General features: G+C 71.7%; 16 protein-coding genes. 9 read left to right on the top strand and 7 right to left on the bottom strand.

Going from position 1 to position 14,706, the window contains the following annotated elements:
- The first annotated feature begins 125 nt into the window (after positions 1-125).
- Positions 126-1,061 (top strand): endonuclease domain-containing protein, encoded by a 936-nt coding sequence (locus JSY14_RS04800; RefSeq protein WP_259557618.1) that lies wholly within the window; start codon positions 126-128, stop codon positions 1,059-1,061.
- Between the two features lie 58 nt (positions 1,062-1,119).
- On the opposite strand, the gene JSY14_RS04795 is transcribed toward JSY14_RS04800, so the two are convergent.
- Both JSY14_RS04795 and JSY14_RS04790 read right to left on the bottom strand, forming a co-directional pair.
- Positions 1,120-2,211, bottom strand: coding sequence for a GNAT family N-acetyltransferase (locus tag JSY14_RS04795; RefSeq protein WP_259557617.1), 1,092 nt, complete (start codon positions 2,209-2,211; stop codon positions 1,120-1,122).
- 23 nt (positions 2,212-2,234) lie between these two features.
- Positions 2,235-3,218, bottom strand: coding sequence for an acyltransferase domain-containing protein (locus tag JSY14_RS04790; RefSeq protein WP_259557616.1), 984 nt, complete (start codon positions 3,216-3,218; stop codon positions 2,235-2,237).
- Positions 3,219-3,276: 58 nt separating this feature from the next.
- Between JSY14_RS04790 and JSY14_RS04785 the strand changes: the two genes are divergently transcribed.
- Complete coding sequence (locus tag JSY14_RS04785) at positions 3,277-4,809, top strand: DUF853 domain-containing protein (RefSeq protein ID WP_259557615.1); 1,533 nt, start codon at positions 3,277-3,279, stop codon at positions 4,807-4,809.
- A 76-nt stretch (positions 4,810-4,885) separates the two neighbouring features.
- Here the strand turns inward: JSY14_RS04785 and JSY14_RS04780 are convergent, their stop codons facing one another.
- The 4 genes from JSY14_RS04780 to JSY14_RS04765 form a co-directional block, all read right to left on the bottom strand.
- Positions 4,886-5,737 carry a hypothetical protein gene (locus JSY14_RS04780; RefSeq protein WP_259557614.1) on the bottom strand — a complete coding sequence of 284 codons (852 nt, stop codon included), beginning with the start codon at positions 5,735-5,737 and terminating at the stop codon, positions 4,886-4,888.
- A 183-nt stretch (positions 5,738-5,920) separates the two neighbouring features.
- Positions 5,921-6,667 carry a phosphoglyceromutase gene (locus tag JSY14_RS04775; RefSeq protein WP_259557613.1) on the bottom strand — a complete coding sequence of 249 codons (747 nt, stop codon included), beginning with the start codon at positions 6,665-6,667 and terminating at the stop codon, positions 5,921-5,923.
- A 4-nt stretch (positions 6,668-6,671) separates the two neighbouring features.
- Positions 6,672-7,103, bottom strand: coding sequence for a D-aminoacyl-tRNA deacylase (gene dtd, locus JSY14_RS04770; protein ID WP_259557612.1), 432 nt, complete (start codon positions 7,101-7,103; stop codon positions 6,672-6,674).
- Positions 7,100-8,356, bottom strand: coding sequence for a phosphotransferase family protein (locus tag JSY14_RS04765; RefSeq protein ID WP_259557609.1), 1,257 nt, complete (start codon positions 8,354-8,356; stop codon positions 7,100-7,102). Before JSY14_RS04765 ends, dtd begins: the two co-directional genes overlap by 4 nt.
- 94 nt (positions 8,357-8,450) lie before the next feature.
- On the opposite strand from JSY14_RS04765, the gene JSY14_RS04760 reads away from it, so the two are divergent.
- The 7 genes from JSY14_RS04760 to purM are packed head-to-tail and all read left to right on the top strand — an operon-like array spanning position 8,451 to position 14,231.
- Positions 8,451-8,879, top strand: a complete 429-nt coding sequence (locus JSY14_RS04760) for a DUF3151 domain-containing protein (protein WP_259557607.1) — start codon at positions 8,451-8,453, stop codon at positions 8,877-8,879.
- Positions 8,880-8,928: 49 nt separating this feature from the next.
- A complete protein-coding gene (locus JSY14_RS04755; RefSeq protein ID WP_259557606.1) occupies positions 8,929-10,224 on the top strand; it encodes an adenylosuccinate synthase in 1,296 nt (431 codons plus the stop codon).
- A gap of 1 nt (position 10,225) precedes the next feature.
- Positions 10,226-10,627 (top strand): sterol carrier family protein, encoded by a 402-nt coding sequence (locus JSY14_RS04750; protein WP_259557605.1) that lies wholly within the window; start codon positions 10,226-10,228, stop codon positions 10,625-10,627.
- Positions 10,624-11,346 carry a copper homeostasis protein CutC gene (locus JSY14_RS04745; protein ID WP_259557604.1) on the top strand — a complete coding sequence of 241 codons (723 nt, stop codon included), beginning with the start codon at positions 10,624-10,626 and terminating at the stop codon, positions 11,344-11,346. The genes JSY14_RS04750 and JSY14_RS04745 overlap by 4 nt, the downstream gene beginning before the upstream one ends.
- Positions 11,343-11,624: a hypothetical protein gene (locus JSY14_RS04740; protein WP_259557603.1), complete on the top strand. Its 282-nt coding sequence runs from the start codon at positions 11,343-11,345 to the stop codon at positions 11,622-11,624. Before JSY14_RS04745 ends, JSY14_RS04740 begins: the two co-directional genes overlap by 4 nt.
- A 4-nt stretch (positions 11,625-11,628) precedes the next feature.
- The gene (purF, locus tag JSY14_RS04735; RefSeq protein WP_259557602.1) at positions 11,629-13,113 is read left to right on the top strand and encodes an amidophosphoribosyltransferase; all 1,485 of its coding nucleotides are present in this window, start codon (positions 11,629-11,631) and stop codon (positions 13,111-13,113) included.
- Positions 13,110-14,231 (top strand): phosphoribosylformylglycinamidine cyclo-ligase, encoded by a 1,122-nt coding sequence (gene purM, locus JSY14_RS04730; protein ID WP_259557601.1) that lies wholly within the window; start codon positions 13,110-13,112, stop codon positions 14,229-14,231. The genes purF and purM overlap by 4 nt, the downstream gene beginning before the upstream one ends.
- Positions 14,232-14,240: 9 nt before the next feature.
- Here the strand turns inward: purM and JSY14_RS04725 are convergent, their stop codons facing one another.
- Positions 14,241-14,459 (bottom strand): DUF3073 domain-containing protein, encoded by a 219-nt coding sequence (locus JSY14_RS04725; protein ID WP_259557600.1) that lies wholly within the window; start codon positions 14,457-14,459, stop codon positions 14,241-14,243.
- Positions 14,460-14,706 lie beyond the last annotated feature (247 nt).

Below are 14,706 nucleotides of genomic sequence, written 5' to 3'. Positions count from 1 at the left end.
ACCGGGGTGCGTAGGCCGGGGTGACCCGCGGTGACGCAGTGGGGAGGAAACCCGTCCCGTCCCGGTGACCTGTGCGTTGTGGATCCGCGCCTCCCCGCCGCTGTCGACGCGCCGAGACTCGGCCCATGGCTCGCCGACCGACACCTCTGCCGGACGCTCTCCCCTCCCCGGTGTTCACGACCGTTGATGCCCTGTCCCTGGGAATCCCCGCCCACCGGCTCCTGGCGCGTGACGTGCAGCGCCTGCGCACGGGCCTGTATCTCCGTGCAGGTCTCACCGCGGGACCGCTCGCCGTCGCGCAGGCGCTGTGCCGAAATGACCCCAGTGTGGTCGTGGTCGGGACGAGCGCGGCCCGGTGCTGGGGCATGCCACTGCCGCGGTGGATCTCGGCGTGGCCGCTGACTCTCGCGATCCCGCCGAGCAGCCGTCGGGAGAGTGATGACCTGGTGCGTTGGGTGCGGCGGCGGCTCGACGAGACCCGCGTGATCCATCGCGACGGCGTGCGGATCCTCGATCGGGTGGGGACGTGGGCCTCGCTCGGCTCGGAGCTGTCGGTCATGGATCTGGTCGTCATCGCCGACCACCTGCTGCGCCGGCCCCGCGCGTGCCACGAGGGCGGTCGCACCGCGCCCTACGCGACCCGCGACCAGTTGGAGCAAGCCCTCGAGGCGACACCGGGGATCGGTCGGCCCCGTGCTCGAGAGGCGTTGGCGCTCGCCCGCGTGGGCTCCGATTCGCCGATGGAGACGCGCCTGCGACTGGCCCTGCGGGCAGCGGGTCTGCCCGAGCCCGTCCTGAACCAACCGGTGGATGAGGCGGAGCTCGGGCCGACGCCGGACATGATGTGGCCGCGATTCCGCGTGGCGGCCGAATACGACGGGGACCACCACCTGACCCGCGAGCAGAGAGACCGTGACATCCTGCGGGCGGAAAGGTTCCGGCGACTGGGGTGGCTCGTCGTCCTGATCACCAGCCGGGACATGCAACGCGGTGCGCGACCCGCGGTGGCACGAGTTGAGGCGGCCCTGCGGGAGAGGGGATGGGAGCCGGGGACGCCGTAGGTCACCGCAGGCAGCCGCAGTGCACCCCTCGCCGGGGCCTCGATAAGGTGGCGCCTCCTCAGGCGGCCCCCGCCTCCAGGTTCGACGGCACCGAGGGCACCTCGCGATGCCAGGACTCGGACACGTTCACCGTCTCCCACCCCATCGACCGGTACAGCTCATCGGCCCGGGTGGGGGAGTCGTCATCGACCTCGAGGCCGATGCGGGTGCGGCCGCGCTCGGCGGCGTCGCGGATCGTGGCGCGCAGCAGGGCCTTGGCGACGCCCCGGCCCCGCGCGGTGCGGTGCACACCCAGGTACTCCAGGTAGGTGCCCTCCCCGGCGCCGTCCCGGGCGGGCATCACGTCCGCCACCAGCCCACCGCCGGGCCACCACGAGCCATCCGACTGTTGCACCTCCGCGATCCACCAGTGGTCCCACGGCACGTCCTGTGCGTCGCTCATCCGTGTCACGAACTCGCTGAACGACTCCGGGTAGGAGTTGAAGTGGTCCTCGAAGGACTCCTCCAGCACGATGTGCACCCAGCGCACGTCCTGCGCGAGCGGCAGCCCGGATTCGTGCCGCCGCACGCGCCTCACCCGCACGCCCTCACGCGGCGGCGGCGTGGTGGTCGCCTCCTGCGGCGTGACAGGCCGTTCCATGTGCAGCCAGGTGCGCACCTTCTCGTATCCGCCGGCGACCATCACCGCCCGGTGGTCCTCGTCGCGGGCGTCGCGGCCGTCGTTGATGATCGAGGTGGGCACCTGTCGATGGCGGGCGAAGGCCCCGCCGACAGCATCGGCCCAGGCGAACAGCGCACGGGCGAGCTCGGCCCGGTGGGGGAGCGAGGCGGGCAGCACCCACGTCAGGTTCACGCGTCCCGCGGCGCGGTCCTCCAGCGCCATCCAGCCGACGGGTTCCGCACCCTCGCGGGGGCTGCCATCAGCCTCCGCGGCGACCACCACGACCTGGCGGCGCGACCACGAGCGGGTGCCGACCAGCCGCGACCGCACCCCCTCCCGGTCGATGGTGGCGCCCGGTTCGATGCGCCGCCGGTCCTCCTCCATCAGCCGCGCGACGGCCTCCACATCGGCGTCGATCGGCAACCGCGTGGTGAGCTCACCGCGCAGGATCTCGGGCAGGACGGGTGGGAAATGGTCGGTGAGCAGCATCCGTCCATCGTGTCACGACCCGCTCAGTCGAGGCGCAGCTCCCCGATCCAACTCTCCCAGCCGCGGCCGTCGGCCAGCCGTTCGGCGACCAGCCGCTCCAGCCGGGTGCGGCGTGGCAGGCGACCGGGGTCATACGGCGGGCGCACCCCGAACACGAAGAAGGCGACGCTGTCGTCGTCGCGGCGGGATTCCAGCAGCCGCCACCGCGCGGCGAACGACCCGATGTTGCTGTCGGCGCCGAGGGTCTCGATCAGCAGCGGGTTCAGCAGCCAGGAGTCGCAGCGGAACTCCCGCCCCACTCCCAGGTCCGCATAGTGGGTCTCGGCGTAGGTGCGCATGGAGGTGAGGGCAGCGTCGACGGCGGCGGGCTCCAAGGGCCCCTCGGCGGGCACATGCACCCCGATCACCCACCGGTCCTCCACGCGGTGCAGGTCGAACTGCAGCCGCTCGCGGGTGACGAGCCGCCCCGCCCAGTTCAGGGCCGTCCACCGCACCTGGTGCAGCCCGAGCCGGCCGCTGGAGGCGCGGTGCACGCGCATCTGCTGCCCGAGGTCGGCGAGGGTGCGCCAGGAGTCGGCGGTGCTGAGGCCACGGGCGCGATGCCAGGTCTGCACGGGGTCGGTGGAGACCAGGTGCGCGAGGATCGCGATGAGGCCCTCCCCGGGGGCGATCCGCTGGGTGAGGGTGTCGTCCTCCTCCTGTACGGCGGGCAGGTCGACCGGTGGCGTCTCGAGGCCCGCCCTCGCCCGCAGGGCATTCGCCCGTTCGGTGATCCGCTGCAGCACGGCGTCATCGGCCGCGGCGGCGTCCATCAGGGCGGGCAGCTCGCGGGCATCCTCACCGGTGATCCCGAGCAGCTCCAGCAGACGGGTGCGGGAGGGGGCGGTGAGCATCACCCGCACCGCGGCGGCGCCGAGGGGGCCGTCGGCGCGGACCTCCCGCGGCGGGGTGGCGCCGGCGGGCGCGGAGTCGGGACGATGCTCCTGGTGCGGCTCCACAGGGTGCATACGGTCATGCTACGGACCCGCCCCTACGATGGGCGCAGCCACGTCGCGAGGAGGAACGATGACGGAGCAGGACGCGCAGAAGGTGCGCGAGGCCTACGCCTTCGAGGGGGGACGCATCAGCCTGGGGGCGCTCGTGGAGGGGGAGGAGCCGCGGGCCGATGTGCCGGTGAACCTGTCGCTGGCGATGCTGAACCGCCACGGTCTGATCGCGGGCGCCACCGGCACCGGGAAGACGAAGACGCTGCAGGTGATCGCCGAGCAGATCGCCGCCGCCGGCACGCCCGTGTTCGTCGCCGACATGAAGGGTGACCTCTCGGGCATCGCGGTGCCCGGTGAGCCGAGTGAGAAGCTCACCGCCCGTGCGGCCGCCCGCGGCCAGCAGTGGCAGGCACGCGCCGGAGTCACCGAGTTCTACAGCCTGGGCGGGCAGGGCACCGGGGTGCCGATCCGCACCACCGTGAGCGACTTCGGGCCGCTGCTGCTGTCGAAGGTGCTGGAGCTCAACGAGACGCAGGAATCCTCGCTGGAGCTGATCTTCCACTACGCCGACTCCCACGGCCTGGGCCTGCTGGATCTGAAGGACCTGCGCGCCCTGATCCAGTTCCTCACCTCCGACGAGGGCAAGAGCGAACTGAAGGGCATCGGCGGCATCTCCACCGCCACCGCCGGGGTGATCCTGCGGGAACTGACGGCCTTCGAGGCCTCCGGGGCCGACGTGTTCTTCGGGGAGCCGGCCTTCGACACCGCCGACCTGCTGCGCACCGCGCCCGACGGCACCGGCATCATCTCCTGCCTGGAGCTGCCGGGGGTGGCGCAGCGCCCGGCCCTGTTCTCCACCTTCATGATGTGGCTGCTGGCGGACCTCTACCAGGATCTGCCGGAGGTCGGCGACGCCGACAAGCCGAAGCTGGTGTTCTTCTTCGATGAGGCGCATCTGCTGTTCAAGGACGCCTCGAAGGGGTTCCTGGAGCAGGTGGTGCAGACCGTCCGCCTGATCCGCTCCAAGGGGGTGGGCGTCTTCTTCATCACCCAGACCCCGAAGGATGTCCCGGCGGATGTGCTGGCGCAGCTGGGCAACCGGGTGCAGCACGCCCTGCGCGCGTACACCCCGGAGGATGCGAAGGCGTTGAAGGCGACGGCCTCGACCTTCCCCACCAGTGCGTACGACCTGGTGGAGCTGATCCCCTCGCTCGGCACCGGTGAGGCGATCGTGACGGTGATGAGCGAGGACGGTGCCCCCACCCCGGTGGCCCGCACCGCGGTGCGCGCCCCGGAGTCGTCGATGGAACCCGCCCCGGCCGAGCAGATGCAGCGGATCGTGGCGGCCAGCCCGCTCGCAGCCCGCTACGGCCAGGTGGTGGACCGGGAGAGCGCCTACGAGATCCTCACCCGGCGGGCCTCACAGCCCGAGCCCGTATCCGAGCCCGAGCGTGTGCCGGAACCCGCCGCCCGTCCCCGTCGCAGCACGAAGGACAATGAGGGCTTCCTCGACAACCCGGCAGTGCGGTCGTTCCTGCGCTCGGCCGGCACGGCCATCGGCCGCGAGGTCACCCGCTCCCTGTTCGGCACCCGCTCCCGCCGACGCCGCTGAGACCGCCCGGACGGCGAACGGCCCGCCCCCGAATCGGGGCGGGCCGTTGCGCATCAGGCTCAGCGATGCGGGGACGTCACCAGATGCCGTTGGTGCTGTTATCGCCGGTCACGGAAGACCAGTTGCCGATGTTGCGGGTGTCGAACGTCTGGCCGGACTGCCACGGGCGGCCCACCTCAGCCGGGCTGGAGACAACCTTCGGCCCGGAGACGAACCACTCGAAGGGGTCCTCCCAGGTGGTGAGCTTCTGGTTGTAGTACGCGACGCACGCTTCGTTCACCGCCCAGGTCTCGCGCAGAATCGGAGCGCCGGAGGCCGTGCCCGGCGTGATGGTCATGTAGCTTTGCCAGCGCTGCAGGCCGGTGATGCCGTCACCGAACTGCACCGACAGGTCGGCCTCGTTGTCGCCGAGACCATTGCCCGGCAGGAGACCCGCGAAGAGCCACTCCACGGTGCCCTGGTTGCTGCCCACGGGCTGACCGGCGATGTTCTCGGACTCGCCGGTGCCGTTCAGAGTGCCCCAGCTGGTGTACACACCCGTGATGTCGCGGTTCTCCGACCCGGTGGTCACGACGTTGGCGTTGCGGATGTCGACATCGATGCGCAGGGGGTTGTCGGCCGTGAAGTTGATGTCACACGGAGACAGGTTCTTGACGTCGACGAAAGCGCCGGTGGCGTAACCATCACCGATGCCGTACGGCTGGTAGATGTTGATCTGCAGCTTCACCGGCTGACCCGCGCAGGTGTACAGAGTCTCGGCCGCCGTGAACGCCTGATCGATCTCGGCGATCACCGCCGGGTCGCAAACGACGGGGCTGCTTCCGGCAAACGCCGGCGCGGCGAGGCTGACGGCGGCGGTGGGGGCGGCCCAGGCGGCGCCGCGCATGAGCGAGCGACGTCCGAGGGACTGGGGCGTGGAGGAGGTCATGGGCACCCTTCCTGATCGTGTACTTCGTGGCTAAATGTCCGATTGGTAACCCTGTTCCCTTTGGGTGAGTAACGATCTATTTGAGCCCCTGTCCAATCCTCTGGCGGTGGCCTCGCGCACACAACGGCGCCCCGGGCGGATGGCCCGGGGCGCCGTTGTGTCCGATGTTGTCGGAATCGTCCGTTACTTCTGGCCCTGCTTCGCGACGGCCTCCGCCGCGGCCCGCGCCGCCTCCGGATCGAGGTAGCGGCCACCGGCGGTGACCGGCGTCAGGTCCTCGTCGAGCTCGTACACCAGCGGCTGCCCGGTGGGGATGTTGAGCCCGGCGATGTCGGCGTCGGAGATGCCGTCGAGCATCTTCACGATCGCCCGCAGGGAGTTGCCGTGCGCGGCCACCAGCACGGTCCGCCCGGCCCGCAGGTCCGGCACGATGCCCTCCTCCCAGTACGGCAGGAAGCGGTCGATCACCTGCTTGAGGGCCTCGGCCCGCGGCAGCTGGTCACCCAGGCCGGCGTAGCGGGGGTCCTGGTCCTGGCTGAACTCGCTGCCCAGCTCGATGTCCGGCGGCGGCACGTCGAAGGAGCGGCGCCAGGCCATGAACTGCTCCTCGCCGTACTTCTCGCGGATCTCCGTCTTGTTCAGGCCCTGCAGCGCGCCGTAGTGGCGCTCGTTCAGCCGCCAGTCGCGGCGCACCGGGATCCAGTGACGGTCAGCGGCGTCGAGCGCCAGGTTCGCCGTCATGATCGCGCGGCGCAGAAGGGAGGTGTGGACGACGTCCGGCAGCACGCCCTGCTGCTTCATGAGCTCGCCGCCGGCCACGGCCTCGGCGCGGCCCTTCTCGGTGAGGGGGACGTCCACCCAGCCGGTGAACAGGTTCTTCGCGTTCCAGTCGCTCTCGCCGTGGCGGAGCAGTACGAGGGTGTAGGTCATGACCTCACCCTACGGCCTCCACCAGGATGGTCATCGGGCCGTTGTTCACCAGCTGCACCCGCATCTGCGCCCCGAAGCGCCCCGTCGCGACGGTCAGGCCCCGTGCTCTTAGCTCGGCGACGACGAGGTCGACCAGCGGTTCGGCCACGGGCCCCGGAGCGGCGGCGTTCCAGGAGGGCCGCCGGCCCTTGCGGGTGTCGGCGTACAGCGTGAACTGCGAGACCACCAGGATCGGGGCGTCGAGATCCTGGGCGGAGCGCTCCCCGTCGAGGATCCGCAGCTCGGCGATCCGCCGCGCCAGGGTGCGGGCGTGATCCTCGGTGTCCTCATGGGTGACGCCGACGAGCGCTAGCAGCCCCTCACCCTCGATCACCCCGACGACCTCACCGTCGACCTCCACCGAGGCACCGTCCACCCGTTGCAGCACAGCTCTCATGGCGCCGATGCTAGGGGCCCGCCCTGGGCGGCATCGAGCCACTGCTCCGCCACGGTGAGGATCCGTTCCGTGGCGCCCTCCCAGGCGGGCTCCTGCAGACGATGGGGCCCGGTGGCCAGCGACAGCGCCACCCCGGCCGTGCGCACCTGCAGCTCCCGCCGGTCCACCCGCGCCGCCAGCACCGGCCACCAGGCCCGCAGGGCCTCACGCGCCCCGGGTGCCGCGAGCCCCAGCACGGACAGGTGCGCGAGCAGGCAGGCGAGGTCATCGGCCCGCCGCCCCGGCCCGACGGTGTCGACGTCCAACAGGCCGGTGACGCGCCCGTCGGCGACCATCACCTGGGCCTCATAGAAATCGCCGTGCACGACCTCCAGGGCGGCCGACCCCACCCGGGACGCCGCCTCATCCAGCCCCGCCCGGACCCGCTCGGCGATGGTCAGCGCCCGCGGCGCCAGCGCCGGGACACTGCGCGCGACGATCCCGGCGTAGAAATCGGCGGAGGCCGACCACGGTGGCCGCGCCGGAGCCGTGACCAGCACGGCGGGGAGGCGGTCGAGGACCGCCACCAGGTCCTCGGGGCGGCAGGCCGCCGGACCGAGATGCTGCACCGCCTCTGACAGCGAGATCCCCGGCAGCTCGGCCGACACCACCAGGCCGTCGCGGTGACCGAGCACCGTCGGTGCCGGCACCCCGGTGGCGTGCAGTGTCGCGTGGCGGTGCACCATGTCCGCGCTCACTCCCGGTGGCAGCACCTTGAGGTACACCCGGCGGCCCGCGAGATCAGCGCGCAGGACCGCGCGCCGCCCGGGCCGGTAGGCGATCACCTCGACGGACGCCACCGGCCCCACCACGGAGCCCAACACCCCCTGCAGCGTGGCCGTCGCGGCGTCGGGGAAGCACACGTGCGACAGGTACGGCAGCCACGGGTCGTGGGGGTAGCGCCACACCCGCACATCCATGTCCCCGTTGGTCATCACCAGCGAGCGATCCTCCGCATGCGGCGGTGTCTCCGGCTCCCCGAGATGCGCACTCGCCCCGAACAGCTCCTGACGCGGATCCGAGCCGGCCCCGTCGATGCGCGGCCACGAGACCGTGGCGCGGTACAGCGCGGTGGTGGAGCGTCCCGGCCGATGATCGACGTGGTCCAGATCCCAGCGGTGCAGCGTCCCCCCGGCGGCGACGACGGCCGACCGCAGCAGATCACCGGCTGCGGGGCCGGTCAGCAGCTCGGAGCCGTCCAGGGAATCGATCACACAGCCGTTCTATCAGGCGGGGCGTGGCGTGATCCCTGCATCATCCCGATGGACAGGCCCGCGTGCGACCGATTGGTCCGCATACGATGCCGTCATGTCCAACGATCCGACGCCGATCCGAGCCCAGAATCTGCTGGGTGTGCCGCCGACGCTGCTGCCCGAGGACCACCCGGACATGGCCGTGCGGCGCGCGATCGACGAGGGCGCCGACCCGGAGGACCTGGCGCGCGAGCACCCCGACTCCTCTCTGGTGTGGGCGCTGCTCGCGCAGGACGCCCTCAGCGACGGGGAGGATGTCGCCGCCTACGCCTACGCCCGCACCGGGTACCACCGCGGACTCGACGCCCTGCGGCGCGCCGGATGGCGCGGCCAGGGGCCGATCCCCGCCTCCCACGCCCCGAACCGCGGGTTCCTGCGGGCGCTGGTGATGCTGGGGGAGACGTCCCGGCGGATCGGTGACGAGGCCGAGGCCGACCGCATCACCGAGTTCCTGCGCGACGCCGATCCCACCCTTCTCGACTAAACTCGCGGCCGCCCCCACCTGACCGACACCCCCGAGTCGAGGAGCTGCCATGCCCGCCATCGTCATCGTCGGCGCCCAGTGGGGCGACGAGGGCAAAGGCAAGGCGACGGACCTCCTCGGGGAGCGCGTCGACTACGTCGTCAAGCCGAACGGGGGCAACAACGCCGGGCACACCGTCGTCGTCGGCGGGGAGAAGTTCGAGCTGAAACTGCTGCCGGCCGGCATCCTCTCGCCGCAGGTCACCCCGGTGATCGGCAATGGTGTGGTGGTGAACCTGCCCGCGCTGTTCGAGGAGATCGAAACCCTCGCCTCCCGGGGTGTCGCCACCGACCGGCTGCGGATCAGCGCCAACGCCCACGTGGTCGCCCCGTACCACCAGACTCTCGACAAGGTGACCGAGCGCTTCCTCGGCAAGCGCGCCATCGGCACCACCGGCCGTGGCATCGGCCCCGCCTACATGGACAAGGCCGGGCGCCTGGGCATCCGTGTGCAGGACCTCTTCGACGCCTCGATTCTGCGGCAGAAGGTCGAGGGTGCGCTGCGGCAGAAGAACGAACTGCTGGTGAAGCTGTACAACCGGCGGGCCGTGGAGATCGATGAGATCACCGACGGGCTGCTGCAGTATGCCGAGCGGCTGCGGCCGCACGTCGTTGACACCACGCTGCTGCTGAACGACGCGCTGGACCGCGGCGAGGTGGTGCTGATGGAGGGCGGCCAGGCGACGTTCCTCGATGTCGACCACGGCACCTATCCCTTCGTGACCAGCTCCAACCCGACGGCGGGTGGTGCCTGCACCGGCTCCGGCATCGGCCCCACCCGGATCGACCGCAGCATCGGCATCGTCAAGGCCTACACCACCCGCGTCGGCGCCGGCCCGTTCCCCACCGAGCTGGAGGACGAGTGGGGCGAGCATCTGCAGCGCGTCGGCCACGAGGTCGGCGTGAACACCGGGCGTCCCCGCCGCTGTGGCTGGTACGACTCCCTCATGATCCGCCACGCGGTACGCATCAACGGCTTCACCGACCTGGTGCTCACCAAGCTCGACGTCCTCACCGGCATCCCCGAGCTGCCCATCTGCGTGGGCTATGACGTCGACGGCGTCCGCCACGACACCATGCCGATGACGCAGACCGAGTTCCACCACGCCGTGCCCGTGTACGAGACCCTCCCCGGCTGGTCCGAGGACATCTCCGGTGCCCGCCGCCTCGAGGATCTCCCGACGAACGCCCGCCGCTACGTGGAGCGGCTGGAAGAGCTCGCCGGCTGCCGCATCAGCGCCGTCGGTGTCGGCCCCGACCGAGCCGACACCATCACCGTGCACGACCTCCTGCCGGAGAGCCGCTGAGGTGCCGGCTCGTCGCACCGACCCGGAGGCCGGACGCGCCGCCCTCGCCCGCTGGGCGCGGGAGGGGGAGCCCGAGCGCCCCGAGCGTCGCACTGTGCTCGGGGCCGCCGTGCGCCACACCCTCGCGCTCTTGGAGGCGGAGAACCCCGGCCGCGCCGTCGAGGTGCGCGTCCCGCCCTACGGCGCGGTGCAGATCCTCGCGGGTGTCTCCCACACCCGCGGCACCCCGCCCGCCGTGGTGGAGACCGATCCGCTGACCTGGCTGGCGCTCGCCGTCGGAGACCTCGACTGGGACCAGGCGCGCCGTTCCGGTGCGCTGCGTGCCAGCGGGGAGAGAAGCGATCTCTCCCCGCTGCTGCCGCTGCCCGGTGCCCGCCGCACTGCCGCGGAGGCTCGGGCATGAGCGTGCGCGTGGAGATCGCGGTGCAGGACGTCGCGGGCCTGGAGGCCGCGGCCCGCGCCGGGGCCGACCGCATGGAACTGTCCGTGGACCTGCGCCGCGACGGCCTCACCCCGCCGGTCGAACTGGTGGAGCGCTGCGCCCATCGGCTGCGCGCCCTGCGTGACGTCCAGGAGGCACGCGCCCACGCGAGCCTGCACGTGCTCATCCGCCCCGAGGACTCTTGGGGTGGTGAGCCCGCGCTGATGGCCCGGCAGGCCGCCGAGTCCGTCGCGGCCGGGGCCGACGGCGTGGTGATCGGCGCCCTCACCGACGGCGACACCCGGTTGGACCTTCCCCTGCTGGAACAGGTCCGCGATGCCGCCCTCACCGCCGCGGCGCAGCACCTGCGCGGCATCGACCTGACCCTGCACCGATGCGTCGATGCCCTGCCGGATGCCGCCGCCCGCGAGGAGGCGGTGCGGCAGGCTCTGCACCTGGGCGCCCACCGGGTGCTCAGCTCCGGTGGCGCCGTCCGAGCCCTCGACGGCGCCGCGGATCTGCGCCGGATGGTCGCCGCGGGGGAGGGGCTGGTGGAGATCATGGCCGGTGGTGGGGTGCGTGCCGACCACCTGGCGACGCTGGTGCGCACCACCGGGGTGGAGGACGTGCATCTGAGTGCCGGGGAACCCCTCGACATCGACCGCATCCGGGCCGCCGTCCGGGAGGCAGGAGAGCTGTGAACGACACCCCCTCGACCCCACCTGCAACCGTGTACGTGCGCCGCGGGCGCCGCCTCAGCCTCGGGGGTGCGGTGATCATCGCCCTGCTGGTGAGCGCCCTCGGCGGGGCGGTGGTGGCGCTGCTGGCGGGTGTCACCGCGGTGGGGGGCGTGGTGTACTTCGCCGTCACCGCCGCCTTCCTGGTCGGGGTGCCGCTCGCCGCGGTGATCGCGCTGGTCGACGCCCTGCGGGAGCGCCGACGGGTGATGCAGCGGGAGCACCGCACTGTGGCAGAATGACCACGTGGCACGCGGTGACGGAACCCTCTCCCACGACCTCCTGCCCGGGGAGAAGGGCCCCCAGGACGCCTGCGGTGTCTTCGGGGTGTTCGCTCCCGGTGAGGACGTCGCGAAGCTGACCTACTACGGGCTGTACGCGCTGCAGCACCGCGGCCAGGAATCGGCCGGGATCGCCACCAGCGACGGCCAGCAGATCCTCGTGTACAAGGACATGGGGCTCGTCTCGCAGGTCTTCGACGAGACCTCGCTGGAGACGCTCCAGGGGCACATCGCCATCGGTCACGCCCGTTACTCGACCACCGGCGGCTCCGTCTGGTCCAACGCCCAGCCGACCCTCGGCCCCCGGCCCGAGGGCACCGTGGCCCTCGCCCACAACGGCAACCTCGTCAACACCGCGGAGCTGCTGGCGCTGCTGGACGAGCGCACCGGCGGTCGCCACACCCGCCAGGGTGAGCTGCGCCGCGGCAACACCACCGACACCGTACTGGTGACCGCCCTGCTCGACACCGAGGGGCCGCTGGACCGGGCGCTGAAGGAGGTCATGCCGCTGCTGCGGGGGGCCTACTGCTTCACGGTGATGGACGAGCGCGCCCTGTACGCCGCCCGCGACCCCCAGGGCATCCGTCCGCTGGTGCTCGGCCGCCTGGAACGCGGCTGGGTGGTGGCCTCCGAGACCGCCGCCCTGGATATCTGCGGGGCGAGCTTCGTGCGGGAGGTGCGCCCCGGTGAGCTGGTCGTCATCGACGAGCAGGGCCTGCGCTGCGAGCAGGTGCTGGAGCCCCGCCCGAAGGGCTGCGTGTTCGAGTACGTGTACCTGGCCCGCCCGGACACCCGCATCTCCGGTCGAAGTGTGAACGAGGCCCGGATTGAGATGGGCCGCCGCCTGGCGCAGGAGCATCCCGTCGAGGCCGACCTGGTGATCCCCACCCCCGAGTCCGGCACGCCCGCGGCGATCGGCTACGCCCAGGCCTCCGGCATCCCCTACGGCCAGGGCATGGTGAAGAACGCCTACGTGGGCCGCACCTTCATCCAGCCCAGCCAGACCATCCGCCAGCTCGGCATCCGGTTGAAGCTCAACCCGCTGCGCGAGGTCATCGAGGGCAAGCGCCTGGTGGTGATCGACGATTCCATCGTGCGCGGCAACACCCAGCGGGCCGTGGTGCGGATGCTGCGCGAAGCCGGTGCCGCCGAGGTGCACGTGCGGATCTCCTCGCCGCCGGTGCAGTGGCCCTGCTACTACGGCATCGACTTCGCCAGCCGCGCCGAGCTGATCGCCAACGGCCTGGACGTCGAAGAGATCGCCCGGTCCATCGGCGCCGACTCCCTGGGGTACATCTCCCAGGAGGGCATGATCGCCGCCACCGGCCAGGACCGCGCCGACCTGTGCACCGCCTGCTTCACCGGCGAGTACCCGGTGGAGCTGCCCGACCCGAGCCTGCGCGGCAAGTCCGTGCTGGAGCAGCGCACCTCCCAGGAGCAGACCGCATGACCGACCAGCCCCTCACCTACGCCGCGGCCGGGGTCGACACCCAGGCTGGTGACCGCGCCGTGGAGTTGATGAAGGCCGCGGTCTCCGCCACCCACGGCCCGGAGGTGCTCGGCGGTGTCGGTGCCTTCGCCGGGCTGCTCGACGTCTCCGCTCTCAAGGAGTACCGCCGCCCGCTGCTGGCCTCCAGCACCGACGGTGTCGGCACCAAGATCGCCGTAGCCCAGGCCATGGACGTGCACGACACCATCGGCCAGGACCTGGTGGGCATGGTCGTCGACGACATCGTGGTGGTCGGCGCCCGTCCGCTGGCGATGACCGACTACATCGCCTGCGGTCGCGTGGTGCCCGAGCGCATCGCCGATATCGTGCGCGGCATCGCCGAGGGCTGCTCCCTCGCGGGCTGCGCCCTGGTGGGCGGGGAGACCGCGGAGCATCCCGGCCTGATGGGCCCCGAGGAGTACGACGTGGCGGGCGCCGCCGTGGGTGTCGTCGACGCCGACCGGCTGCTCGGCCCCGAGCGGGTGCGCGAGGGCGACGTGCTGCTGGGGCTCGCCTCCAGCGGTCTGCACTCCAACGGGTATTCGCTGGTGCGGGCGGTCGTCGCCGCGCAGGGACTCCGCTGGGATGCCGACATCCCCGAGTTCGGCCGCACCCTCGGGCAGGAGGCGCTCGAACCCACCCGCATCTACACGGGGGATCTGCTCGCGGTGCTCGACGGCCCCGAGGGTGAGCACGTGCACGCCCTCAGCCATGTCACCGGTGGCGGTCTCGCCGCGAATCTCGCCCGTGTGATCCCCGCCAGCCTGGGAGCCCGCGTGGACCGCGGCACTTGGGAACCCTCAGCGGTGTTCCGCCTGATGGGGGAGTGGGGCCGGGTGCCCCTGACGGACCTGGAGACCACCCTGAACATGGGCGTCGGCATGGTCGCGGTCGTCTCCGCCGACGGTGCCGACGCGGTGCAGCGGGCGCTGCAGGCGCGCGGTCAGCAGGTGCGCGTGATCGGTGAGGTGCAGCGTGAGGTCGCGCGGCCGACGAACGACACCGATGTGCTGGTCCACGGTGCGAAGGGCGTGGACGGCGGGGAGGTCCTGCTCACCGGGATGCACCCCGGGTGGTGAGCTGAGCCGTCAGCGGCGGCGCCGCGAGGAGGAGGAGTCGTCCTCGTCGTCCCAGTCGTGGTCCCCGTCCCAGTCCGCCGCCCAGTCGGCGGCGGTGTCCTCGGTGTCGTCGTGGGCGGACTTGGACTGCAGCTCGCGCTGGAGGGCCGACAGGTCTGTGGGCGGGCTGTAGTACTTGAGGTCGCGCGCCACCTTGATCTGCTTGGCCTTCTGACGCCCTCGTCCCATGGATGCGACCCCCTGTGTGTCGGATGTCCGGGCGGGCGCGCCCGCGTCTGGCTGTGTCTGCTCGGTGCCCCAGGGTACATCTCCCGAGCGGGAGAACCCGAATCGTCGCCCGTATCACACCGCGCGTCTCACAGGGGAGGGCCGCCTCACCGAGTCCCTCTTCGCACCGGATGACCGAATCGGGGGATTCGACGGAAGCACCCGTCTGACGTGGGCGTTCACCGTCGACACATTCAGTTTGAGATTC

The sequence above is a fragment of the Brachybacterium sillae genome, assembly GCF_025028335.1.
Classification (GTDB): domain Bacteria; phylum Actinomycetota; class Actinomycetes; order Actinomycetales; family Dermabacteraceae; genus Brachybacterium; species Brachybacterium sillae.
Note: the sequence above shows the minus strand (reverse complement) of the source record. Positions and strands in the feature narration are given on the sequence as shown.

Excerpts from the sequence above, each read along its gene's own strand:
- JSY14_RS04745 (WP_259557604.1), top strand. The coding sequence starts at position 10,624 with ATGAGCGTGCGCGTGGAGATCGCGGTGCAGGACGTCGCGGGCCTGGAG.
- JSY14_RS04760 (WP_259557607.1), top strand. The coding sequence starts at position 8,451 with ATGTCCAACGATCCGACGCCGATCCGAGCCCAGAATCTGCTGGGTGTG.
- JSY14_RS04800 (WP_259557618.1), top strand. The coding sequence starts at position 126 with ATGGCTCGCCGACCGACACCTCTGCCGGACGCTCTCCCCTCCCCGGTG.
- JSY14_RS04755 (WP_259557606.1), top strand. The coding sequence starts at position 8,929 with ATGCCCGCCATCGTCATCGTCGGCGCCCAGTGGGGCGACGAGGGCAAA.
- purM (WP_259557601.1), top strand. The coding sequence starts at position 13,110 with ATGACCGACCAGCCCCTCACCTACGCCGCGGCCGGGGTCGACACCCAG.
- JSY14_RS04785 (WP_259557615.1), top strand. The coding sequence starts at position 3,277 with ATGACGGAGCAGGACGCGCAGAAGGTGCGCGAGGCCTACGCCTTCGAG.
- JSY14_RS04795 (WP_259557617.1), bottom strand. The coding sequence starts at position 2,211 with ATGCTGCTCACCGACCATTTCCCACCCGTCCTGCCCGAGATCCTGCGC.
- JSY14_RS04775 (WP_259557613.1), bottom strand. The coding sequence starts at position 6,667 with ATGACCTACACCCTCGTACTGCTCCGCCACGGCGAGAGCGACTGGAAC.
- dtd (WP_259557612.1), bottom strand. The coding sequence starts at position 7,103 with ATGAGAGCTGTGCTGCAACGGGTGGACGGTGCCTCGGTGGAGGTCGAC.
- JSY14_RS04790 (WP_259557616.1), bottom strand. The coding sequence starts at position 3,218 with ATGCACCCTGTGGAGCCGCACCAGGAGCATCGTCCCGACTCCGCGCCC.
- JSY14_RS04725 (WP_259557600.1), bottom strand. The coding sequence starts at position 14,459 with ATGGGACGAGGGCGTCAGAAGGCCAAGCAGATCAAGGTGGCGCGCGAC.
- JSY14_RS04780 (WP_259557614.1), bottom strand. The coding sequence starts at position 5,737 with ATGACCTCCTCCACGCCCCAGTCCCTCGGACGTCGCTCGCTCATGCGC.